Origin of the sequence: Chitinophaga sp. SYP-B3965 (genome assembly GCF_009647655.1) — a bacterium.
GTDB lineage: Bacteria > Bacteroidota > Bacteroidia > Chitinophagales > Chitinophagaceae > Chitinophaga.
Genome location: NZ_WJFD01000001.1, coordinates 375,937 through 400,074 on the forward strand (window position 1 = coordinate 375,937; position 24,138 = coordinate 400,074).

16 protein-coding genes are annotated in these 24,138 nt (G+C 46.0%); 9 read left to right on the top strand and 7 right to left on the bottom strand.

What is annotated here, in order from left to right; genetic code table 11:
- Positions 1-9: 9 nt before the first annotated feature.
- The 5 genes from araA to GFS24_RS01425 form a co-directional block, all read right to left on the bottom strand.
- Positions 10-1,512: an L-arabinose isomerase gene (araA, locus tag GFS24_RS01405; RefSeq protein WP_153657785.1), complete on the bottom strand. Its 1,503-nt coding sequence runs from the start codon at positions 1,510-1,512 to the stop codon at positions 10-12.
- A 9-nt stretch (positions 1,513-1,521) separates the two neighbouring features.
- On the bottom strand, positions 1,522-2,223 hold the full coding sequence (gene araD / locus GFS24_RS01410) for an L-ribulose-5-phosphate 4-epimerase AraD (RefSeq protein WP_153657786.1): 702 nt from the start codon (positions 2,221-2,223) through the stop codon (positions 1,522-1,524).
- Positions 2,220-3,851: a ribulokinase gene (locus tag GFS24_RS01415; RefSeq protein ID WP_153657787.1), complete on the bottom strand. Its 1,632-nt coding sequence runs from the start codon at positions 3,849-3,851 to the stop codon at positions 2,220-2,222. Before GFS24_RS01415 ends, araD begins: the two co-directional genes overlap by 4 nt.
- A gap of 79 nt (positions 3,852-3,930) precedes the next feature.
- The gene (locus GFS24_RS01420) at positions 3,931-4,641 is read right to left on the bottom strand and encodes an NUDIX domain-containing protein (RefSeq protein ID WP_371729546.1); all 711 of its coding nucleotides are present in this window, start codon (positions 4,639-4,641) and stop codon (positions 3,931-3,933) included.
- A complete protein-coding gene (locus tag GFS24_RS01425; protein WP_153657788.1) occupies positions 4,638-6,983 on the bottom strand; it encodes a glycoside hydrolase family 127 protein in 2,346 nt (781 codons plus the stop codon). The genes GFS24_RS01420 and GFS24_RS01425 overlap by 4 nt, the downstream gene beginning before the upstream one ends.
- A gap of 173 nt (positions 6,984-7,156) precedes the next feature.
- Between GFS24_RS01425 and GFS24_RS01430 the strand changes: the two genes are divergently transcribed.
- Entirely contained in the window at positions 7,157-8,302 is a 1,146-nt protein-coding gene (locus GFS24_RS01430) for an aldose epimerase family protein (protein WP_153657789.1), read from the top strand.
- Here GFS24_RS01430 and GFS24_RS01435 read toward each other — a convergent pair.
- Positions 8,274-9,662 carry an APC family permease gene (locus GFS24_RS01435; protein WP_153657790.1) on the bottom strand — a complete coding sequence of 463 codons (1,389 nt, stop codon included), beginning with the start codon at positions 9,660-9,662 and terminating at the stop codon, positions 8,274-8,276. The two genes, GFS24_RS01430 and GFS24_RS01435, sit on opposite strands and share 29 nt — an antisense overlap.
- Positions 9,663-9,818: 156 nt before the next feature.
- On the opposite strand from GFS24_RS01435, the gene GFS24_RS01440 reads away from it, so the two are divergent.
- From GFS24_RS01440 to GFS24_RS01460, 5 genes are all read left to right on the top strand, one after another.
- Entirely contained in the window at positions 9,819-12,056 is a 2,238-nt protein-coding gene (locus GFS24_RS01440; RefSeq protein ID WP_153657791.1) for a S9 family peptidase, read from the top strand.
- 67 nt (positions 12,057-12,123) lie between these two features.
- Positions 12,124-13,473, top strand: a complete 1,350-nt coding sequence (locus tag GFS24_RS01445; protein WP_153657792.1) for a cell wall metabolism sensor histidine kinase WalK — start codon at positions 12,124-12,126, stop codon at positions 13,471-13,473.
- Positions 13,470-14,153 (top strand): response regulator transcription factor, encoded by a 684-nt coding sequence (locus GFS24_RS01450; RefSeq protein ID WP_153657793.1) that lies wholly within the window; start codon positions 13,470-13,472, stop codon positions 14,151-14,153. The genes GFS24_RS01445 and GFS24_RS01450 overlap by 4 nt, the downstream gene beginning before the upstream one ends.
- Before the next feature lie 76 nt (positions 14,154-14,229).
- Positions 14,230-16,896, top strand: coding sequence for an outer membrane beta-barrel protein (locus tag GFS24_RS01455; protein WP_153657794.1), 2,667 nt, complete (start codon positions 14,230-14,232; stop codon positions 16,894-16,896).
- A gap of 1 nt (position 16,897) precedes the next feature.
- Positions 16,898-17,542: a GLPGLI family protein gene (locus tag GFS24_RS01460; protein ID WP_153657795.1), complete on the top strand. Its 645-nt coding sequence runs from the start codon at positions 16,898-16,900 to the stop codon at positions 17,540-17,542.
- A gap of 52 nt (positions 17,543-17,594) precedes the next feature.
- Here GFS24_RS01460 and GFS24_RS01465 read toward each other — a convergent pair whose 3' ends face one another.
- Positions 17,595-18,590, bottom strand: a complete 996-nt coding sequence (locus GFS24_RS01465; protein WP_153657796.1) for an NADP-dependent oxidoreductase — start codon at positions 18,588-18,590, stop codon at positions 17,595-17,597.
- Positions 18,591-18,687: 97 nt separating this feature from the next.
- On the opposite strand from GFS24_RS01465, the gene GFS24_RS01470 reads away from it, so the two are divergent.
- From GFS24_RS01470 to GFS24_RS01480, 3 genes are read left to right on the top strand one after another with little or no spacing between them, the layout of a single operon-like run.
- Positions 18,688-19,278 (top strand): RNA polymerase sigma factor, encoded by a 591-nt coding sequence (locus GFS24_RS01470; RefSeq protein WP_153657797.1) that lies wholly within the window; start codon positions 18,688-18,690, stop codon positions 19,276-19,278.
- 52 nt (positions 19,279-19,330) lie between these two features.
- Positions 19,331-20,338, top strand: a complete 1,008-nt coding sequence (locus tag GFS24_RS01475) for a FecR family protein (RefSeq protein WP_153657798.1) — start codon at positions 19,331-19,333, stop codon at positions 20,336-20,338.
- Positions 20,339-20,391: 53 nt separating this feature from the next.
- On the top strand, positions 20,392-24,126 hold the full coding sequence (locus GFS24_RS01480; RefSeq protein ID WP_173002930.1) for a SusC/RagA family TonB-linked outer membrane protein: 3,735 nt from the start codon (positions 20,392-20,394) through the stop codon (positions 24,124-24,126).
- The last annotated feature ends 12 nt before the right edge of the window (positions 24,127-24,138 follow it).

The following is a 24,138-nucleotide window of genomic DNA, read 5'->3' on the forward strand; positions in this document are numbered from 1 at the left end:
AGCTGATTATTATTTTGGGTTGATCATGTAAGACGTTTCATTCCATCGTAATTCATTTTTCAATTGCCGGATCTGTGTGTTTTTATCTATCAGCACACATTCTATGTTGGCGATCTCTGCAAAATCTTCTAACTGCGCAGAAGATAAATTCTGACTGTAACAGGTATGATGCGCACCTCCGGCCAGTATCCATGCAGCGCAGCCTGTTTTCATATCCGGGTAAGGTTTCCAGAGTACCCTGGCCACCGGGAGTTTCGGCAAATTATGCATGGGCTTAACGGCCATCACTTCATTAACGATCAGGCGGAAACGGTTGCCCATATCCACGATGGAAGCATTCAGCGCGGGACCTGCTGCTGCATTGAACACCAGCCGTACAGGATCTGATTTACCACCAATACCTAATGGATGTATCTCGCAGGAAGGCTGTCCGTCTGCAATAGATTCACAGATCTCCAGCATGTGTGAGCCTAACACCATGGAATTATCAGGATTGAAATGGTAGGTGTAATCTTCCATGAAGGAGTTGCCACCTGGCAGGCCGCTGCCCATTACTTTCATGGCGCGCACCAGTGCGGCGGTTTTCCAGTCTCCTTCTCCGGCAAAGCCATAACCCTTTGCCATGAGGCGTTGCGCGGCAATGCCCGGCAATTGCTGCATGCCGTGTAAGTCTTCAAACGTATCTGTAAAACCTTTAAAATTTCCATCTTCCAGGAAGGCCTGTAAGCCTAATTCAATACGAGCCGCTTCACGCAGTGCGGGATGTTGTTCATTGCTTTTACGCAAAGAAGCAGCGAGTGCATAACGGTCTTCATATTCTTTTACCAGTACATCAATAGCATGATCACTAACGGTGCCGATCACTTTGGTGAGGTCGCCAATGCCATGTGTATTTACGGAGTAGCCGAATTTATATTCTGCTTCTACTTTATCGCCATCTGTTACCGCTACAAAACGCATGTTATCTCCGAAACGCACAAAACGTGCGCCCTGCCAATCATGCCAGCCGGCGGCCGTACGCGTCCATCCATTGATATCTGCTATCACTTCAGGATCTTCCCAATGCCCTGCCACTACTTTTCTGTTCATGCGGAGGCGGCTCACCATGAAGCCAAATTCCCTGTCGCCATGCGCACTCTGGTTGAGGTTCATGAAGTCCATATCTATCGTGCTCCATGGGATATCCCTGTTGAATTGTGTGTGCAGGTGCAACAACGGTTTCTGCAATGCTTTCAATCCGCCGATCCACATCTTGGCAGGGGAGAAGGTATGCATCCACGCAATGAGCCCTATCACCTGCTTAGCCGCATTGGCTTCCATGATGAGGTGGTAGATCTCTTCCGGCGATTTCACGATCGGTTTCCAGATAATGGATACCGGTATTTGTGGTTGATTGTGCAGGGCTGCGGCAATTACCTTAGCGTGTTCCGCTACCTGCAAAAGTGTTTCTTCTCCATATAGGTGCTGGCTTCCAGTTACAAACCATACTTCCAGTTTCTTAAGTTCGCTCATGTTTAAAGTTTATTGGCCGTAATAGGAATCCGGACCATGTTTTCGTTCGTAATGTTTTTTGATCAGGGCATCTTTCAAACGCGGTGCATCTAAGCGGATCTGTTGCGTGAGGAATGCCATGTGCGCAATGTTTTCCAGTACCGCGCTGTTGTATACTGCTTTCTCAGGTGTTTTTCCCCAGGTGAAGGGAGCATGATTCCCAACCAGTATCATTTCCACTTCTTCATAACTCATACCTCTTTCTTCCAATGCCTGCATGATCTGGAACCCGGTCTGGTATTCATAGTTGCCGGCTATCATGTCATCTGTCATGGGTGGGGCGCAGGGAATATCTACTGTGGTATGATCTGCATGTGTGGTGCCATAAATGGGAATATCCTGTAAGGTTTGCGCCCATGCAGTTGCATAGAGTGAATGGGTATGCACAATGCCGCCGATGTTTTTCCAGTGTTTATATAATACAGCATGCGTGCGGGTATCAGAAGAAGGGCGCAGATCGCCTTCAATGGTGTTGCCGTCAAAGTCCACGATCACCATGCTCTCTACAGAAAGTTCCGCATAAGGCACACCGCTGGGTTTGATAGCAAACACCCCAAGGTCCTGGTCCGCAGCACTTACATTCCCGAAGGTAAAAAGCACCAGGTCCAATGCGGGTAATTGCATGTTGGCGGCATAGGCGGCTTCTTTCAGTTGCTGGTATTTACTTTTCATACGGTTTGTTGTTCGATGAAATTCCCCAATTGTTGATATTGCCGGTAACGTTTTGCGTAGATAGCTGCATGTGCGGGATTGGGATAATAAGTTTTATCGAAACCCTGTCCCATTGCCTCCATGGCGTCTTCCACCTTATCGTAGATGCCAGCCACCGTAGCAGCAAACATGGCTGCACCTGCTGCGCAGGTTTGATCAGAACGATGAATGCGAAGCGGCATGTTCATGATGTCTGCCATGATCTGCATAATGTGTGGTGATTTCTTTGCCACACCACCCATGCCTATCAGGCCTTTTACAGGAATGCCTTCTTCATTGAACCTGTCTACAATAGCTTTAGCGCCAAAGCAGGTGGATTCAATAATGGAACGGAATATTTGCGGCGCACTGCTGGCAAGGTCCAAACCAGTGATGGCGCCTTTGAGTAATTGATTGGCATCCGGTGTGCGCCTGCCATTCAGCCAATCCAATGCTACGCTGTTATGTTCTTCAGGTGGTATTAATGCTGCCTGTTTAGTGAGTTCCGGTATTAACTGATCAATGATGTCCGTAGATTGTTTAAAGTGTGCTAATGGCCAGCTCAGCAGATCCCTGAACCATGCATAGGCATCGCCAAAAGAACTCTGACCTGCTTCCATGCCCATCATGCCGGGGATCACAGAACCTGGTACCTGGCCGCAAATACCTTTTACAAGTTTGCCTGTTACATCCTGCATGGGGGCTACCAGCATATCACAGGTAGAAGTACCCATCACTTTACTGAGATGATAAGGTTCTATCTGACCACCTACTGCTCCCATGTGTGCATCAAAAGCTCCGGTGCCTACCAACACATCCACAGAAAGGCCAAGTCTTTCAGCCCATTCAACAGAAAGATTTCCCGCTGCCTTATCCGCAGTATATGTTTCAGAGAACAGGCGGGAGGTATAACAATTCAGCAACGGATCCAGTGAAGAAAAGAATTCATTCGGCGGCAGGCCATTATATTCTGCAGCCCACAATGCTTTATGTCCTGCACTGCAGGTACCGCGTTTCATTTGGGAAATATGTGTGCCGCCTGTGAGCAGGAAAGGTATCCAGTCGCAATGTTCCACCCAGGAATAACAGGCACAACGTACCTGTTCATCAGCGCGTAAAACATGCAGGAGTTTTGCCCAGAACCATTCAGAGGAATAAATGCCGCCTACGAACTGCAGGTAGTTAACAGGAAACGTGGCTGCATGTGCATTGATCTGTGCCGCTTCTTTTGTAGCGGTATGATCTTTCCACAGTACAAACATGGCATTGGGATTCTGTTCAAATCCGGGGAGTAAAGCCAGGGGTGTACCACTTTCATTTACCGCTACCGGCGTAGATCCCGTAGTGTCTACAGAAATAGCACGCACGGAACCGGCAACAGTTGGCCCGGCTATTTTCAGACAGGCCCGGATGGTATTTTCAAGCCCTTCCTGGTAATCCAGTGGATGCTGCCGGAAACGGTTCTTCCCGGCATCACAATACAGTCCGTCTTTCCAGCGGGGATAATAAAATACAGCAGCTGCAACTTCTTCCCCGGTATGAGCATTTACAAGGATGGAGCGGACGGAATCTGTGCCATAATCTACCCCTATTACGTAGGATTCTTTCATGTGGAATTATTATTGTCAATGCGACACTTAAGTAAAGTAGCAAAAAAATTCCCATCTTTCCCACTATCTGGAAAAAAAATTAGTTAAGGTTGTTTGGGTTGGGAATAAAATTCAGGAAGGCATTGAACTTGGTCTGATACTTCCGCTTATCTAGTTTATAGTAAAAGGCGCCTCTTTTGGAACTCAGGCGCTCTTTGTCCTTCTGTTTGATTAATAGTCCGGTTGACAATACTTTGCGCGAGAAGTTCCGTTTGTCCATCAGGGAGCCATAGATCCCTTCATATAGGCTTTGTAGTTGGGGGAGGGTGAATTTCTCCGGCAGCATTTCAAATACGATGGGGTGGAAGGCGGCTTTATACCGCAGTTTTTCTTTGGCCATTTCCACCATATCCCGGTGATCGAAGATCAGGGAAGGGATCTTTTTCAGTGGGAACCATTCAGAATGGAAATCGTTATTGATCTGCTTTTTATATTCATTGATATCTATCAGGCTGGTATATACAACAGATACCGTCCTTTCAATAGGGTCCCGGTCTATTTCCCCGAAAGCATGCAGTTGTTCCATGTACACATCCTTCAGGCCGGTGAGCTCATGCAGGATGCGGGCAGCAGCATTATCCAATGTTTCCCTCGGCTGCACAAAACCGCCCATCAGGCTCCAGCGGCCCTGTTCCGGTTCAAATCCTCTTTTAATCAGTAACAGTTTCAGTTCTGTTCCATCAAACCCAAAAATGATGCAATCAACGGCTAACAGCATTCTGTTCTTTCCTGAATAATGCGCTATTTTCACTGGTGCTCTTTTAATCCTGTGGACAATATTGTGTTTTCTTTGATCATCCGTACACCATATAAAGGTCCCGCACTGTTTTGTGGTTTAGGGAGGAATTTAATGGTTACGGTATTTTTCCCTTTGGTCAGTTCCTCGGGAATTTTGTAGCTAATATCGTAAAACTTGCTGGCTTTATACTTATTTAGATCCTCGGTGGCAATGGTGACCCCATTTACCTGTATGTCGAAGATCCTTCCCCGGTTATCCATTCCCCAGTAACTGCAAAGCAGGGCATTGCCCCCTTCCGGCTGCACTTTCATATTAAAAGAGAAGAACCCTCCCGGCTCCGCCAGCCGCCATTTCTTACCATGTTCCTCTTCTGTATGGAGCTTTTCTCCTGTGAAGTCATGATCCCGCTCCGGTTGCATTTCCCCCGGGCGTAGTACATCCAGCGTATTTTCTTCCAGCTCCCTTTCCAGTTTTTTGTGTTCTTCATACACTTTTTGTTGTACCGCCCAGGCTGCCGGGCTGAACACATCCCAATACACACTATAATATTGATTCTTAGTGTCGTGGAAGGGCACCATTTTGATACCCGTTTCCTTCGTTTTAAAACTGGCATCCAGCCATTCCACCGGATCCTGCTGGTCCGTTACAAAAACAGGCACGCCTTTTACCGGATCAGGTTCTTTTTCTCCCAGTAAACCAGCCAGCAATACCGGGCCGTAGAAGATAGCCTTACGGTTTGGATTGTCCGGCATGGATTCCGTATAAAGGGTTTGCGGATAACTTAGTGTGATCACATCCCCGTTCTTCCATTTTTGCTGCAGTACAAGATAACCGCTGGCATCAGGCGAGAGCGTTTGTTGTTTATTGTTGATAGAAACGGTGACCGCTCCCTTTGTCCAATGTGGCTTACGGATACGGATAGGGAAGGAGCCTTGCCCGGAAATGATCAGCCTGATATCCGGCAGGTTAGATTCCTGCCTGATCTTTACGCCCTTCTCTTTCCAGTCCAGCGTAGAAGGAATGAACAGGTTCACATACAAACTGCCATCCTCTCCCCGGGCGTAAATACTTTCCCCGTATTTCACATGATTCTCCATCCCTGAACCCACACAGCAGGTAAAGGAATGCCAGGGATTACTATATTCCTTTGTACCCCCCATGCGTAAAGACACGAAATAACACACCATCCCGTTCTCATGATCCTGAGAAGCCAGGATATGGTTGTACAGTGCTTTTTCATAATAATCCATATAAGCAGCTTCCGGCTTCAGCGCAAATAAATGACGCGTAAGCTTGAGCATATTATAAGTGTTACAAGTTTCTGTGGTATTATCCGTGAGCGTTTCACTCAATTGATCAGCAGGACCAAAATATTCATAATTGCTGTTACCACCCGTCACGTAAGAATGATGTTGTACAACCGTATTCCAGAAAAAATGGGCAATGGCTGCATCCTTCTTATCAAGGTTCAGTTCAAACCGGCGGATGCCGCCAATAACCTTTGGGATCTGGGTATTGGAGTGTTTGCCCGGGAGTACATTGATCCCTGCCGCCAGGGAATCCAGCACACGGGTATCGTAGAATTTGTAACTCAGGTCTAAGTACTTTTTGTTACCCGTTAAAGCCCATGTATTCACCAGCGTTTCACTCATACCACCATATTCACAGAAGAGCATCCGTTGTAATTTTTCATGGTCCAGGTCCTTAATGATCGTACCTGCCCAGTTGGCAATGCCTTCATTGATCACAAGGGCTTTGGCGTTATTACAATATAATTTAGCATCCAGCAGTCCTGCCATGATCTTATGTACGGTGTACCAGGGTGCCCATGCACCATTCAGATCAAACCCCCGGGTGCGGATATTACCTGCCGCTACTTCTGTCCACATACTATCTTCATTGGGAATGGCGCCCACATATCCTGTTTTGCGGCTGCGCTGGCATTCTTCCAGTTCATCCACTATGTAATTAACGCGTTGGAGGAATAGGGGATCGCCGGAAGCCGCATATTGCATGGCACAGGCAGAAAGATAATGCCCCAGCGAATGTCCTGCCAGCCCTGATGATTCCCATCCGCCATATTTCTTTCCTTTGGGAGTAAGGCCTGCATGTGCACGAAAATCTGAAAGGAGCCGGTCCGGTTCTATCTGTAAAAGATATTTTGCTTCCGCCTGCATGGCCGTCAGGAAAGGGCCATCCAGTAAACGGATAGCTGCCAGGTTAAAGGCATAGGCCCTGATATTTGCCTGTAAGGGAACCTGGATACGGGTATCTTTCCATTCCGGTACCAGGGATTGTGCAAAAGCTGCTATACTGTTAAACAACAATAGTACGGCGATCAACAGTTTATTCATATGAATAAAGCTAACATGCAATTCAAAGATCCACTTTTCAATATTTCGCAGATTATACACAGATATTGATAATTAAATGTGGAACAGACAATTTAAAATAAATGTCTCTGATTTTTAGAATTTAATCCGGATATTTAAGGATTAACCACGCTAACACTTAAACAAGGATTATCATGTTTAAAAAACTCACAACAGTTATGACGATCATTACCGGAAGTCTGATTGTTACTTCAGCCTGTAACAACCCATCTTCAGAAAAGAAAGCCAGCGCAGATTCTACCGTAACTCCCGCACCGCAACATTATGGCGACTTCGGCGGGCAGGAAGTTTTACAATATACCCTCACCAACGACAGTGGCATGGTAGTGAAAGTATTGAACTACGGAGGCGTTATCACTGATATCATCGTTAAGGATAAAGCAGGCCAGGAAGGCAATGTAGTGTTATCGTACGATTCTCTTGCGGGGTATTTACAACAGGGCAACCCGTATTTCGGTACCCTGGTAGGCCGTTATGCTAACCGTATTGCGAAGGCCACCTTTAAACTGGATACGGCCACTTATAAACTGGCCGCGAATAATAACGGCAACACCCTGCACGGCGGATTGAAAGGTTTTGATAAAGTGATCTGGAAGGTGACCCAATTGCCCGGAGACAGCAGCCTGTTACTGGAATATACCAGCGCAGACGGGGAAGAAGGATACCCCGGTACCCTGGATGCCAAAGTGATCTACACCCTCACGGCAGACAATGCCCTGAAACTGGAATATGTTGCCACCACGAGTAAGCCCACACCGGTGAACCTGACGCAACACACTTATTTCAACCTGTCTGCCGGCAAGGATTCCACTATCCTTGGTCATGTACTGCAACTGGATGCATCCAACTTTACACCAGTAAATGATGTGCTGATCCCAACCGGTAAGATCGAACCTGTAAAAGGCACACCAATGGATTTCACCACAGCTACCCGCATTGGTGAACATATTGCAGAAGTGAAAGGAGGATACGACCATAACTGGGTGTTTGATAAAACAGGCACAGGCGCTACAGTGGTAGGTACATTGTATGATCCTGCCAGCGGAAGACTGATGACCATCTCTACTTCAGAGCCCGGCATCCAGTTCTACACCGGTAACTTCCTGGACGGTACATTACAGCATACACGTAATGGTGCTAAATATGGCAAAAACGCAGGACTTTGCCTGGAAGCACAACACTTCCCTGATTCACCTAACCAGCCTTCTTTCCCTAACGTGATCCTGAAACCGGGTGAGCGTTACACGCAAACTACGGTTTACCAGTTCGGGACGAAGTAACAAAATAATAAACAGGTATCCCTGCCAGTGCAATGATCAATCCCGGCCAGGTAAATCCGGGTTTGTAAATGATCAGCAGGATACAGAAAGTTAAGCCCATCATGATATAAATAATGGGTAATACCGGGTAGCCGAATGCTTTATACGGGCGTTCGGCATCCGGTCTTTTTTTGCGCAGGATAAAGATGCCCGCAATCGTGAGCATATAGAATCCCACCACCACAAAAGAGATCATATCCAGCAGCTGGCCATACTTGCCGCTGATGCTCCAGGCACAGGCAACAATACATTGTATCCACAACGCAAATTCAGGTACCGCCGCCTGGTTCAGTTTCCCGGCCTTGCGGAAGAACAAACCATCATTGGCCATCGTATAATAAACCCTTGCGCCTGCCAGGATCAAACCATTATTACAACCAAAAGTAGATACCATGATCATGGCAGCGATCAATACAGTGCCCGCTTTTCCAAACATCACATGAGAAGCCGCTACCGCCACCCTGTCTTTTTCCGCAAAGGCAATATCCTGCAAAGGCAGCACAGCGATGTAAGTGATATTTGCGAGTATATAAAGGAAGGTAACGATCAGTGTACCCAGGAATAAACTCAGGCCGATATTGCGTTTGGGGTTCTTTACCTCTCCTGCAATGAAAGCGATGTTGTTCCAGGAATCACTGCTGAAGATAGAACCTACCATAGCCGCAGCAATGGCTCCCAGGGCTGCGATCAAAGTATAAGAACCGGTAGTGGCAATAGGATGGAGGTTCCAGGGATCCTGCCAGTTGGCTGCCCATACATCCGGTTTCAGGAATACCAGTCCGCAAATAATAAGGGCGGAAAGGCTGATGAGTTTAATGAGTGTTAAAGTGGTTTGCACCAGTTTGCCGCTTTTGATCCCCCGGGTATTAATGAAGGTTAAAAGGAGGATCACAGCAATAGATAACAGTTGCGCCCGGGAGATGTTCTTCCAGACCATAATATCCTCACTGAAGTAAGGCACAATATAAGCAGTGAATTTAGCAAAGGCTACCCCTACTGCCGCAATGGTAGCGGTTTGTACAACGGTGAAGAAACTCCAGCCATACACAAAGCCTGTTAAAGGATTATACGCTTCTTTCAGGTAAACATACTGCCCGCCTGCTTTTGGGAACATAGCACTCAGTTCTCCATAACTTAAGGCCGCCGTGAGGGTCATAAAACCGGTAATAAGCCATACCAGTAAAAGCCAGCCCGCACTTCCCGTAAGCCGGGTAATATCTGCACTGACAATAAAAATACCGGAGCCGATCATACTGCCTGCCACTACCATGGTAGCATCCAACAGGCTAAGGGAGGGTTTAAAGGAGGACGCATTATTCATATACCCTAAAGCTAACCAGGCGAAAGGGAGAAAGCTTTGTAATTATTAACCGGTTGTGCTCAAAATTGAAAGGGTAAAATAAGTACAGTTATGGTTAAAATGCGTAAATCAATTCCTGTAAAATGTACCCACATTACAGTAGATTAAAACAATTGTATGCTTAAGCATAAGATATTCGTAATCATGCTGCTGATGTGCACCGGTTCCCTCAGCGCACAACAGCTCCCTTACCATCCGGATGAGGAAGAAATGACAGGGCGGTATAAACATGCCCGCCTGCTGGACAGCATCAGCCGGAACACCGTGTACAAAAGTACCGTGAGGGCCAACTGGTCTGCAGACGGCCGTACTTTCTGGTATGTGAACACACTGAAGGATTCCGTAAAGGAATACATACTGGTGCAGGCAGCCACCGGTAAAAAAAGCCCTGCATTTGATCACGCCAAATTGGGCGCGGCTTTAGAGCAGGATCCGCTAAGATTGAATATCACCCGCATGGATCTAAACGGGAAAACCGCACTACTGGAAACAAAAGGAAAATACTGGGAATGCGATCTGAACACTTATCAGCTCACAAAAAAAGATAGTTTCCCCCGCCGTACATATCCTGACAGGGTATTCCGCCGCAGCCGCTGGCAAAGTTTTTCCACCCGGGGAGAATCGCCGGATAAGAAATGGCATGCCTTCATAAAAGACGGGAATGTATTTATACGCAACAATGAAAAAGGAGATACGATACAACATACTACAGGCGGAACCAAAGATAAACCATATGGAGATCTGGCCTGGTCTCCTGATAGTAAATATGTGGTAGGGTACCTCACTGATCCTGCTCTGGATACATTGGTGTATTACGTATTAACCAGTGTGGCTGGCACTAAACGCGGGCAATTACGTTCACAGAATTATAAACAACCCGGCGATCCTTTTACTACTTACAACATGCACCTGTTTCCTGTAGATCGGAATAGCGCTATAAAAGTAAACACAGAGATGCTGGACTTTTTTGAAGCCCCCGTATTGCATTGGCGGAAGGATAACCCGCGGTATTTTACCTATGAAAAGGTAGATCGGGGCCATCAGCGTTTCCGGATCATTGAAGTGGATGCTCAAACAGGTACTACCCGTAGCCTGCTCGATGAAAAAACAGAAACCTTTATATACGAATCCCGCATCTTTACAGAATATCTGCCTGAAACAAACGAGATCGTCTGGTCCTCTGAAAAGGACGGCTCGCGCCATTTGTATTTAGTAGATGGCCTCACCGGCAGTATAAAGAACCCCATCACACAAGGCGAATGGGTAGTGCGGAACATTGATAGCGTAGATGCGAAAAAAAGAGAAATATGGTTCCGCGCCAGTGGTATGCACGCCGATGAAGATCCTTATCTCATTCATTATTACCGCATTGGTTTTGATGGAAAGAACCTGGTGCAAATGACACCGGAAAAAGGACAACACGTGATAGTACTTTCTAACGATAAAAAATATTATCTCGATACTTACTCACAGGTGAACATTCCGCCAGTAACGGAATTGCGGCTTACATCCAATGGAAAGAAAATAGCAGAGATAGAAAAGGCAGATGCAACAGAATTCTTCAAAACAGGCATACCACCTGTTGAAAGTTTTGTAGCAAAAGGAAGAGATGGCATAACGGATATCTGGGGTATTGTTTGCAGACCATCTAAATTTGATCCCACAAAGAAATACCCCATCATTGAAAACATTTACGCAGGCCCGCACGATGCATTTGTGCCCAAGAATTTCATGGGAACTTTCGGAGAAATGCAAAGCATGGCAGAGCTGGGTTTTATCGTAGTGCAGATAGATGGCATGGGAACGGCTAATCGTTCAAAAGCATTTCACGATGTTTGCTGGAAGAACATTGCAGACGCCGGTTTCCCGGACAGGATCCTTTGGATGAAAGCCCTCGGTACCAAATACAGTTACGTTGATACCAGTCGTGTTGGCCTATATGGAACATCCGCCGGCGGGCAAAACGCCCTGGCGGCCATGCTCTTCCATCCTGAGTTTTACAAAGCGGCGGTCTCCGCCTGCGGCTGTCATGATAACCGCGTAGATAAACAGTGGTGGAATGAACAATGGATGGGTTACCCTGTAGGCAAACATTACGATGAGCAGAGTAACATCACCAACGTAGACAAATTACAGGGGAAACTCCTGCTGATAGTAGGAGAAGCAGATACCAACGTACCCCCTGAATCCACTTACCGGGTAGCAGATGCACTGATCAAATGTAACAAGGAGTTTGAGTTTTTACCCATTCCCGGAATGGGCCATAGTGATGGCGGGCCTTATGGCAGGTTACGGAAGCGCAACTTCTTTGTAAGGCATTTACTGGGCGTGGAAACACCTTTAGTGATAAAGTAAACAGGAGTTTTGTTAATGAGTGTTAAAGCAATGCTGTACGATCCTTATCAGAACGTACATTTGCAACATGCATAAACGTATCTGGTGGATCGTATTGCCTACAGTGCTTACCGTATTGGCATTCCAGTTTTACTGGCTGGTGGCCACTTACCGTGATCAGCGGAAGACTTTTCTCAGCCAGGCAAAAGATGCCCTGCAGTTTACGTATGACCAGTCTTTTATGGAAAGTATGGTTGTACTGCAGATGATGAAAACGAACAGTTCGCAGAAGGCTATAGACAGTGCTGTCACTGATGTATTGGAGGACGATGAGATCACCTTCAGCAGTACCATTATGGGCGCTGATTCCATAAAGGATTCCCGTACTACCGTAGCATCCCGGGAGAGCATGCAGCCATTCCTTTCCAGTATCTTGTCTGCATCTCCTGAATTAAGGCCGGATACCCAAAAACTCACAAACGCTTACAAAAAGCAATTGGCGGCGCGGGGAATAGATGTAGGGTTTAAATTGTCCTACGTAAATAAGCCTGCCCATATAGATTCCACGGGATTTTATGTCAGCATGCCTTTGTCCCTCGCTATGAAGGACAATCAGCTCTATGTCCGTTTTTCCGGTACAGAAAATTACCTGCTGAAGAAAATGAGCGGCCCCATGATCATCTCCCTTGTTCTGTTATTGATCGTAGCGGGTTGTATCTGGGTACTATGGCGCATCATCATCCGGCAGAAAGCATTGGAAACCATGCGCAGCGATTTCATCAGCAATATCACGCATGAGTTAAAAACACCCGTTGCCATCCTGAGCACCATCAATGAATCCCTGCTTACCTATAACGGGATGGATGATAAAGTCAAAACAGAAAGATACCTGCGCCTGTCTAAAGATGAGTTGAATAAATTACAGGCACATATAGAGGAGATCCTGACCCTGTCTAAAATGGAGAACGGCATGCCTTTAGCTGAAAGCAACAAAGTGCTGTTGCCGGAGCTGCTCAACATAGTACAGCAACGTTTTAACCACTTGCCCGGTGTTACTATCACCACACGGCTGGATGCAGAAGAGGTCACCATCCATACGCATCAGGAATCCTTACTCACTGTTCTGAATAGCCTGGTAGATAATGCCATCAAGTATGCAGATAAAACAGAAAAACGGGTAGCGTTGCGTGTGAAGCAGCAGGAGGGTAATTACCTTTTCAGTGTGGAAGATAATGGCATCGGTATAAACAAAGAACATCTCCCTTTCATCTTCGATAAATTTTACCGCGTACCACAAGGTAACCTGCATGATGTAAAAGGTTACGGCCTTGGCCTCAGCCATGTAAAGGAACTTGTGAGCAAGCTGGGTGGCAGTATTAAAGTCTCCAGCACACCGGGTAGTGGCAGTTTGTTCACCTTTTCAATCCCGGGAGCATGACGCGATTATTACTGGTAGAAGATGAACTGGTACTGGCCAGTGTGATCAGGGAAACACTGGAATTGAATGGTTTTAAAGTAGCCTGTGCTGCCAACGGTAAAGAGGGTTGGGAGTTGTTCCGCTCTTTCAGTCCGGAAGTATGCGTAGTAGATATAATGATGCCTAAAAAGGATGGTATTACATTGGTAGAAGAGATCAGGATGACAGATGAAGAAATACCCATTATCTTCCTGACCGCCAAAACCACCACGGCAGATGTGATCCGCGGACTCAGTGTTGGGGCAGACGATTATATTAAGAAGCCATTTAGCATCGAGGAATTGATGCTGCGCATACAGGGTTTGTTACGTCGCTCCAGAATAAAACAAAAGAAAGTAACCGGTAATGGCATCTACCAGATAGGAGGATATGTATTTGACAGCCAGCGGCAGGAATTAAGTTTTGCTGGTGAAGCACAACGCCTTTCTCAAAGAGAAACCGATATCTTAAAAATGCTGGCAGATCACCTGAATGCCATAACTCCCCGTAAAGCCATGCTGCTCAATATCTGGGGGGATGATGGTTTTTTCAATGCCCGTAATATGGATGTGTATATCACCCGCATCCGTAAATACCTGCAGCTGGATACTTCCGTTCAGATCATTAATGTACGCAGTGTAGGATATAAATTGATCGTATAAAAGTTTTAACACTCATTAACTATACATACACACCCGTTAACCCATTTAGGCGCTCCGCTGAAATAGTTTTGCTTACATGCGAAACGCTTTATTACTTCTCCTTTTCTCTTTACCATTACAAGCACAGGTTGTAGCAGACAGCACTTCCCATAAACCCTTATCAGGCACTTCCGTTCTGATCACCGGTTTAAAAGACACAGCTATCATCACCGGCAATGACGGCCGTTTTTCAGTAAAACATTTCCCCAAAGGAGATTACAACATAACGTTATCCTATCTCGGTTATCCAACCCATCGCACCCGCTTCAGCATCCCGGAAGGAAATTTCCAATCCCTGCCGGATACGCTCTTCCTTTCCACTAAAGGAAGGGATTTGAAAGAAGTGGTAGTGATCAGCGATGCCCCCGCCATCAGTATAAAAGGAGACACCATTGAATACAACACAGCGAAGTTTAAAACAAAAGAAAACGCCGTAGTAGAAGACCTGCTGCAAAAGCTCCCCGGTATCCGCGTAGACCGCAACGGCACTATCAAAGCCCAGGGAGAAATCGTACAACAGGTATTGGTAGACGGAAAAGAATTCTTCGGAAGCGATCCTGCCATCGCCACCAAAAATCTCCCCGCAGATATGATCGCAAAAGTGCAGGTGCTGGATAAGCAAAGCGATATGGAAGAATTCACCGGCATAGCAGATGGCAAAAAAAGGAAAGTGATCAATCTCGTTACAAAGAAAGACCGTAAAAAAGGGCTCTTCGGCAATGTAAGCGGAAGCCTGGGTAATAACGATCGTTATGAAGGCGGCGCCAATATCAACAGCTTCAGCGGAGAACGCCAGCTTTCCCTGCTGGCCAAGGCAAACAACATCAACAGATCCGGTTTTACAGGAGGAGAACTGTTACAGATGATGATGAAGAATCCCGGTATGATGGAGAACCTGCCTCCCTTTGTATATGGAGAACTGGCAAAGTTAAAAGGCGCCAAAGTAGAGGGCGATATATCAGCCATCTTACGCCCCGCCGGTTATACAGATATCCACTACGGCGGCATCAATTTCAATATGGATAAATGGCAGAGCAGTTATTTCTATAATGGATCAGACACCAGGAACACTTTTACCCGCGACCGCCAGAACTTCCTGGCAGACACTTCTTACGTTTACCAGCAGGAAGGAACAACCCGCAATAAAAACAACGAACACCGGGTGGAGATCACTACAGAGATAAAACCGGATGATAAGAACACTATTAAGATAAGCCCAAAACTAAACCGGGCAACCTATTCTAACAGCCAAAGTGAAAATTATCAGTCCCGCACAATAGACAGAAAAACCCTGCTAAACGAAGGCACACAAAACACCAGTTCTGAAAACACCAACAACCATGTTGGCACAAATATCCTTTTCATGCACAAGTTTGATAAGAAGCGCCGCACACTGGCCCTAAGCTTAACACCCGATTATTATAAAAATAACTACACATCCCTCAACCATACCCGCAGCCGGTATTACAATGTACCGCGCACAGAGGAAACAGATCAGCAAACAAAAGGTTCCTCCACTACCGGCACATTTTCAGGAAGTATAAACTACACAGAACCGCTCACCAAAACACTCAGTATGCAGTTTTCAGAGGAAGCGTATTACAATAGCTCCACAACAGATAAGATCGTAAAGGATCTGAAGGAAGATAAAATTGATGAAAGGTTCAGTGATAATTACAATACCGGAACATTTTCAAACAGAGCAGACATCCTTTTATCTGTAAAGGCTAAAAAACTGGAACTATCAGCAGGCACAGCGTTTGAACAAAACAAACTGAACGGCCATTCTACAAGAAAAGGATATAAAGTAGAAAAGAGTTTTACAGCCCTGCTGCCTCACCTGTACATAAAATACAAAAAACTGGAACTGAATTACAGCGCCTCCGCCAACATGCCTGGTATGGAACAGTTGCAGCCGCTGGAAGATAATTCGGAAGCCATGGTAACCCGTAAAGGTAATCCTGCCCTGCAACAGGAAATGGATCATCGCCTGTCGTTTTCCTTTACCAATAGCAGTAAAGATCAGCAACGTTCCCAATACCTCCGTATGCAGTATAACCTGGGGCGGCAAAAGATCACAGACCAGGTTACACTGGATAAAGCTACCGGCAGGCAACTGATATCTCCGGTAAATGTAAACGGAAATTATAATGCCGGTGCAGATGCGGGCTTTTCTTTCCCCGCAGGACAGGAGGGTTCCTACATCAACTTTGGTATGGGACTTTCTTATACAAACAATGAAAAACCCAATCCCACAACAGTCTGGGCATTCAAACCGGAAGTTGGATATTCCGCTTACTTCGGCAGAAGGATCAGCCTGCAGGTAAAAGGCAGTGCGGGTTATAACAACCGCCATTTCGATCTCCAACAGCAACGATCCTGGTCTTTTAATTATTACATCAGCCCCATGTTCACCCTGCCTGCCCGCATGGTACTGGAAGTGGAATGGGATGGTTATACGAATACCGGCCTTTCCGCAGGTTACAACACCAGCGTGTATTTACTGCATTTCTCCCTAACCAAAGAACTGGGCAAACATTTCTCCCTGAAACTGGAAGGCCGTGATCTGTTGAACCAGAATAAGAGCATCCAGCGGCTCTCCGGCAACGGTTACCTGGAAGACGTGCAGGATAATATGCTGGGCCGGTATGGTATGCTCGGCATTGTTTATAAACTGAAATTCTTTCCTAAACAAAAATCATAAAATGAAACACTTTAAAACGCTGTTAGCAGCATTCGTAATTTTCACAACACCTTTGATGGCACAGGACAGCACACAGGGCAAGGTCAATTACATAGTCACCATGAACCTGCATGCCAACCTCAAACCAGATCAGTTGCAATACAAAGATGCACTGCCGGAATTCATAGACCGGGAGATTGTTTTCCTTTTCAAAGGGAAACATGGTTTAATAAAAAGTATTGAAACGGCATCCGAAGGGAGCGAAGTAGAAGTCAAAGTAAAGATAGGTAATGAAGATGGGGTGACCTATGTTGATATGGATGCAAAGAAGAACCTGCAATTGATCAATGTAGATGGGAAGCAGTTTTTACACAAAGGTGATACAAAGAAAGTAGAAGATGTAAAAGAAGTAGAAACAGGAGAAACCAAAAACATCCTGGGTTACGCCTGTAAAAAAGTGATATCAAAAAATGGAAAAGATAAAACCACTTACTGGTATACCACAACACTCCCCATCCTGGGTGGAGCATTTGGCATCATGAGCGGAAAAGGCCTGATCCTGGAATTGGAGAGCCCTCTCTTTTCATTCAAAGCCAAATCCCTGCAATTTGAAAAGATAGCCGATGCGGATGTGTTACCGCCAAAGGGTGTAAAAGAAGCAGAATAAATAAAAAGGGCGGTCTCTTTCTTTTGGGAATTTGAGACCGCCCTTTTTAAAACTAAATGACTTTCACGATCATCTTGCCCGTATTCTTTCCGGAAAACAATCCCAGTAAAGCCTCCGGTATCTTATCAAATCCTTCCACAATAGTTTCAGTATACTTCAGCTTACCTGCCGCCACCAGTGGCGTCAGGTATTGAAGCCCTTCCGCAAACCGCGCCACGTAATTACGCACAATGAATCCCTGCATGAGCACACTGCGCGTGAGGAGATACGGCGTTATCCGTGGCCCCATTTGTATCGCTGTATCATTATAAGAAGCGATCTGGCCGCATAAAGGAACGCGGGCAAAGAAATTGAGGTGTTGCACCACCGCATCACTTACTTCACCACCCACATTATCAAAATAAACATCCACACCATCCGGACAAGCCTTCTCAATAGCCGCAGAAAGATCATCCGTTTTATAATTCACCGCTTCATCAAATCCATATTCTTCTTTCAGCATTGTAATCTTATCCGCAGAACCTGCAATCCCTACTACCCGGCATCCCTGCAGCTTAGCCAGTTGTCCTGCTACAAGTCCAACTGCGCCAGCCGCACCGGACACAACAACCGTTTCTCCTGCCTTTGGTTTACCAATATCCATCAGGCCGAAATAAGCCGTTAAACCCGGCATGCCCAGTACACCTAAATAATAACTGGGAGGAACCAGTTTGGCATCTACTTTCCTGATAGTATCCGCTGCTACCACCATCTCCTCAGCCCATGGCAGATAACTGCCCAGTACCACATCGCCCGGAGCAAAACGTTCATCTTTACTGGTGGTCACTTCTGCCACAACACCACCCACGATCGGTTTATCCAGTTCAAAAGGAGGGGAGTAGGATTTTTTATCATTCATCCGGCCACGCATATAAGGGTCTACGGAATAATATAGCCCTTTTAGCTGCACTTCTCCTGCTGAAACAGCAGGCAGCGTTACTTCTTCAAAACGGAAGATAGATGCATCCGGCATGCCATTTGGCCTGGCGGCTAATGTGATCTGTTTCATGATACAAATGCTTTAACCAGCTAAAGGTCCGTAATCTACAGTTAAAGATTTCAGAAAATTATCCCTACCTTACTTTTCAGAAAGCTGCTATTCAGGAATGCCGCAAAATGTTATACCAACCCCAGCTGACCACACAGTATGGGAAGAGTTTAAAAAAGGAGATCGGGAGGCATTTGCACAATTGTACCGCACCCATATTCATCTGCTGATTGGCTATGGAATGCGGATCACCGGTGAACAAAATGTGGTGAAAGATGCTATCCAGGATCTGTTCATGGAATTATGGCGCTCGAAAGAGCAGCTCCAACCCCCGCGTTCTATACAGGGATATTTACTCAAAGCACTCCGTTATAAGCTCATGCGTAACGCCAAAGTACGCCAGCGTTACGAAGCAGAGGTGCCTGACCTGCCGGACACCGTTAATATAGAGTCCAGTATTTTCCTGAAAGAATCAGAAAACTTACAAAAAGCCCAGATACAAAAAGCCATTTCCCAATTACCCCTGCGGCAGCAGGAAGTGATCAACCTCCGGTTTTTCCAGGGCTGCAGCACAGAAGATGTGGCCGGCATCATGGGCGTAAATTACCAATCCGCCACCAATCTGTTGCACAGGGCCGTTTTGCACCTCCGGAAATTCCTGGAATCAGGCTTACTTCTTCTTTTTTTAAAAATAATAGGATCCAACTGAGTATCCGGAGCAACCGGCGTACACTATTCATTAAAGCGCTTAATCTTTTCGTATGTCGTATTCGCAACAAGAACTGGAAGCATTGCTGGAGAATGATGAATTTGTTAGCTGGGTATTAAGCCCCCGGCCGGAGGAAAATGCCTACTGGCAGGGCTGGATGTTACAACATCCGGATAGGAAAGCGATGGTGGAAATGATCCGTGGTATAAGAGATGCTGAAACAGTAAACAGCCATGAACTGGCAGATCAGATCTGGCAGGACCTGCAAAGCCAGATCGAAACACCGGTACGGAAGATAAAATGGCCCCGTTATGCAGCAGCAGCCGTTATAATATTGGCAGGAAGCCTGTGGTTTGGCTTGCAAAGAACAGAAAAGAAAAATCTCATCGTACAAAAAACAGCCAAACACGAACTAACAGCCAGCAATAGCAGTTCCACCTTGCAAACTATTTATTTGTTAGATGGCACCCGCATCACCCTAAGTCCTAAAAGCACCATTCACTATTCCCGCCTTATGGCAGGAGATAAAAGAGAAGTTTTCCTGCAGGGAGATGCCTTTTTTGAAGTGGCACAGGATGCAAACCGCCCGTTCATCGTATATAGTGGAGGGATCATCACCAAAGTACTGGGTACCAGCTTCCGGGTAAAAGGGAACGAACAGATCGTTGTAGCCGTGAAATCAGGAAAAGTAGCCGTTTCCCGCAAAGAAAGCACCGAACAATACATCCTGTTACCAAATGAACAGGCTGTTTTTAATAGCAAACAGAACACTTTGCAGAAAGTGAATGTTACAGATGTAGCCATTTTAGCCAACCCGGTACCAACCCCTGCCGTATTAAACTACGACGAAGTCCCTGTAGGTGATGTACTTGATGAGTTGGCAAAGATGTATGCGATAGATATACAGTACAACCACACCTTGTTTGCCAAATGCCGCGTAACAGTGATGCTGGACCAGGAGTCTTTTTACGACAAACTAACGGTATTGTGTAAAGTAGTTGGAGCTAACTATGATATTACAGATGAAACGATCAATATAACAGGACAGGGATGTAACTGATCCCTGGTTGAAAACAAGTGAACAATTTTAATGTCAACCAAAATGATATGCGTATGAATACCTTCTCATTCACTATGCGGGTAGCGCTATTGAAGTGTTTTTTATTCGTATTCCTTGCCAGTACAGCTTTCGCTGCACCCGGGATACTGGATAAGAAGATCACCCTCAATATCTCCAACAGGGGCCTGAAAAATGTGCTCTCTAAGATTGAGGAAGCTGCTGCCGTTAAGTTTGCCTACGCTTCCCAGACCATTCCGTTAAACACCAAAGTAAGTATTGATGCACAGAACGAAAGGTTAGGTGATGTGCTGACAGAATTGTTATCCCCCTACAAAGTAACGTACGAAGTGGTGGGCAACCAGATCATCATTTCAAGGAACGGTGTAAAGATGGTGCTCAACAGCGATGCATTTGCCGCTGCCGCCTTTAAAAGGGTTACAGGGGTGATCAAATCTGTTGATGGTGCTACAGTACCCGGTGTAAGCGTTTCTGTAAAAGGTTTGGCAAGAGGTGCTATCTCTGATGCCAATGGTGCTTTTGCCATTGAAGCCAATGAAGGCGCTGTATTAGTATTTACGGCTATCGGTTTTGAAACACAGGAATTAATAGTAGGCGCTGCTGCCACTTATGATATTGTACTACAGGAATCTAAAAAGGAACTGGCAGAAGTAGTGGTAACAGCATTGGGTGTGAGAAAAGAAAAACGCTCTCTTGGTTTTTCCGTAACAGAAGTAAAAGGAGCAGAACTCGCAGCTACCAATGAAGTAAATCCTATCAACGCATTGCAGGGTAAAGCAGCAGGGATCAATATAGACCAGGGTTCCGGTGGCTTGTTCGGTAACTCACGCATCCTCATCCGTGGTAACTCTACGATGAGTACTAACAACCAGCCCATCTTTGTAATAGATGGCGTGATCATTGATAACGATGCCTTTAACGGCCAGGGCAGGGATTTCGGGAACGACCTGAAGAACCTGAACATGGAAGATTTTGAAAGCGTATCCATCCTGAAAGGTTCTGCCGCTGCCGCACTGTATGGCTCCCGGGCTATCAACGGCGTAGTGCTCATCACCTCCAAAAAAGGAAGGGTGAAGAAAGGCTGGGGTGTAACCGTTTCCCAATCCGTAAATGTACAAGACCCTTATCGTGGCCCGGACTTTCAAAATGAATTTGGCGGCGGTTCCGTAGGTAACTTCTTCACAGATACCCGCGATCCCGGTTATAAAGCCAATGAAGCATGGCAAACAAAAGTATTCCCCACCAACTCTAACGGGCAACCCTATATTGATCCGCAAAAGAACAGGGAACTGGAAAACTGGGGCCCTCGTTTTGCCGGCCAGCAGGTATTGAATTACGATGGCACCATGACGGAGTATAAAGCCGTTCCCAATAACTACCTGGATGCCTTCCAAACAGGACTGGGCTTTTTAACCAGCGTAGCAGTAGACGGTGCTACAGATAAATCTTCTTTCCGTTTATCTTATTCCCGCAACCAGGCAGAAGGCATCAACTTCCGCAATAAACTCAACAAGAACTCCTTCTCCATGAGAGCTACACATAACGTTACCAGCTTTCTTACATTGGATGCAGGAGCAGATTATACCAGCACAAAAGGAGAAAATCCGCCACAACTGGGCCTGAATAATTTCATCTGGATCTTCCCACGTAACTATGATACAAAGTATTGGAAACAACGGGGTAAATATACCAGCGCACTGGGTGGTGTGCCTAAAGTAACGGATCCCGCAGAAACGAATGTTGTGCCCGGTGCCGACTACTGGTTCCGGATCTATGAGAATAATTATTTGCAGGACGAACAAATGTTCCGCGGCCGCCTTACCGTTACCGCTACTATTACTGACTGGCTCAAGTTGCAGGCGGAAGGTAATTTCAACACCCTGGCAGTAAAGAACGAAGCAAAGGAACTGGGGCAGGGTTACAACTTCACCGGTTCAGATAATACTTCAGGAGGATTTTACAGCCTGGAACTTTCTAACAAAAAGAGCTATTTCCTGAAATGGATGGCCATTGTAAATAAACAGATCACAAAAGACCTTTCCTTTAATGGATATGTAGGAGGTGAAACACAACGTTACACCCAGACTTTCAGCAAATCGCAAACAGACGGCGGGTTGCAGTTTCCCGGAAACTACTTCGTGGGAAATTCCCAGAAAGCCACCATCGCTACCGGCGGTTTCAGAACAAGGAAAACACTGAATTCCATTTATGCCAGTGCAGACCTTTCTTATAAAGAACAATTATACCTGCAAACCACCTGGCGTGGAGACTGGTCTTCCGCACTCACTTATTCCAATGGTTCCGGCAACAGCTTCTTTAATTATCCTGCAGCCAGTTTGTCCTGGATCTTTACAGAAACTTTCAAGCTGCCTAAGTTCATTTCTTTTGGTAAGCTGAGAACAAATATTGCCGCATTGGGTGGAGACCTTGATCCCTTCATCATCAATACCGGCTTCAAACTGAGAGGTACTACCACAGCAGGATCTGGAGGATCAACTCCAAGCAGTCTTCCTTTGCTCACGTTTATGCTGGATGAAAAAGGACAATCCTTTGTGGTGGATCCGAACATCAAACCGCTCCGCAAGATCGCGAAGGAAGTAGGTCTTGATCTGCGTTTCCTGAACGACCGTATCGGTATTGACGTAACCGTATACAGAGATAATACTTTTAACCAGGCCATCAAGATCCCCGCTGCACCTGAAACAGGGGTGAACAACCTGCTGATCAATGCAGGTAATATCCAGAACCAGGGTATTGAAATAGCGCTGAATGGTACACCAGTAAAATCTAAGAACTTTGAATGGAATTCAACACTTACTTACTCCCGGAACAGCAATAAAATAGTAGAGCTCTATGGCGATCGTGAATACTATGCTTTGGATGATGAAGGACTCGGCTCCAATGACCAGATCCCTTATGCCAAAGTAGGCGGCGCATATGGTGTGATCAGAACACGCATCCACTCCAAAGCCTTCCAGGCTGTAGATGGTACGGGTAAACCGATCGATCATCCTAATAATGGTAAAGTAGTGCTGGACTGGCGTTCCGATGCAAGAGCTGCTTTCCCTAAAAGAAGTAATGAGCTGATGGATGTAGGAGATATCAATCCTGATTTCCGCGGCAGCTTTGATAATACTTTCCGCTTTAAGAACTTCTCCGTAAATGTTTTGCTGGATGCAAAGATCGGCGGGGATATGGTGATGCATTCCATGCGTTATGGTACACATACCGGTATCTTTAAAAGTTCCCTGTTTGGAAGAGATAAAGATCACGGCGGTATTTCCTGGAGCAGCAAGTATTCAGATGATCTGAATATTGCTTATGATGATGGCATTATCCCGGATGGTGTGTTTGATAATGGCCAAACCATTACACAGCCGGATGGTAGTTCCGTAAATGTAGGGGGGATGACCTTCAAGGAAGCATATGATAAAGGATTTGTACCACCCACACACTTGCCGCAGTATAACTATCGTTATGGTTCATTCTCCACAGCCGTGGGTGATTACTGGGTAGTGGAAAATTCCTGGATCTCCTTACGTCAGCTGGCCCTGAACTACACCATGCCGCAAAGCCTTGCCGCTAAACTGCATCTGAATAGCCTGGGAGTAAGCATCATCGGTCGTGACCTGTTTTATCTCTACAACACATTGCCGAATAATTTTAATCCTGCTTCCAATAATTCAAACAGAACAAGTGTGAATAAGGAAGAAGGCTTCGTGCCGCCAATGACACGTTCATTCGCATTCACGATCCGTGCAGGATTCTAAATTCATCATGAA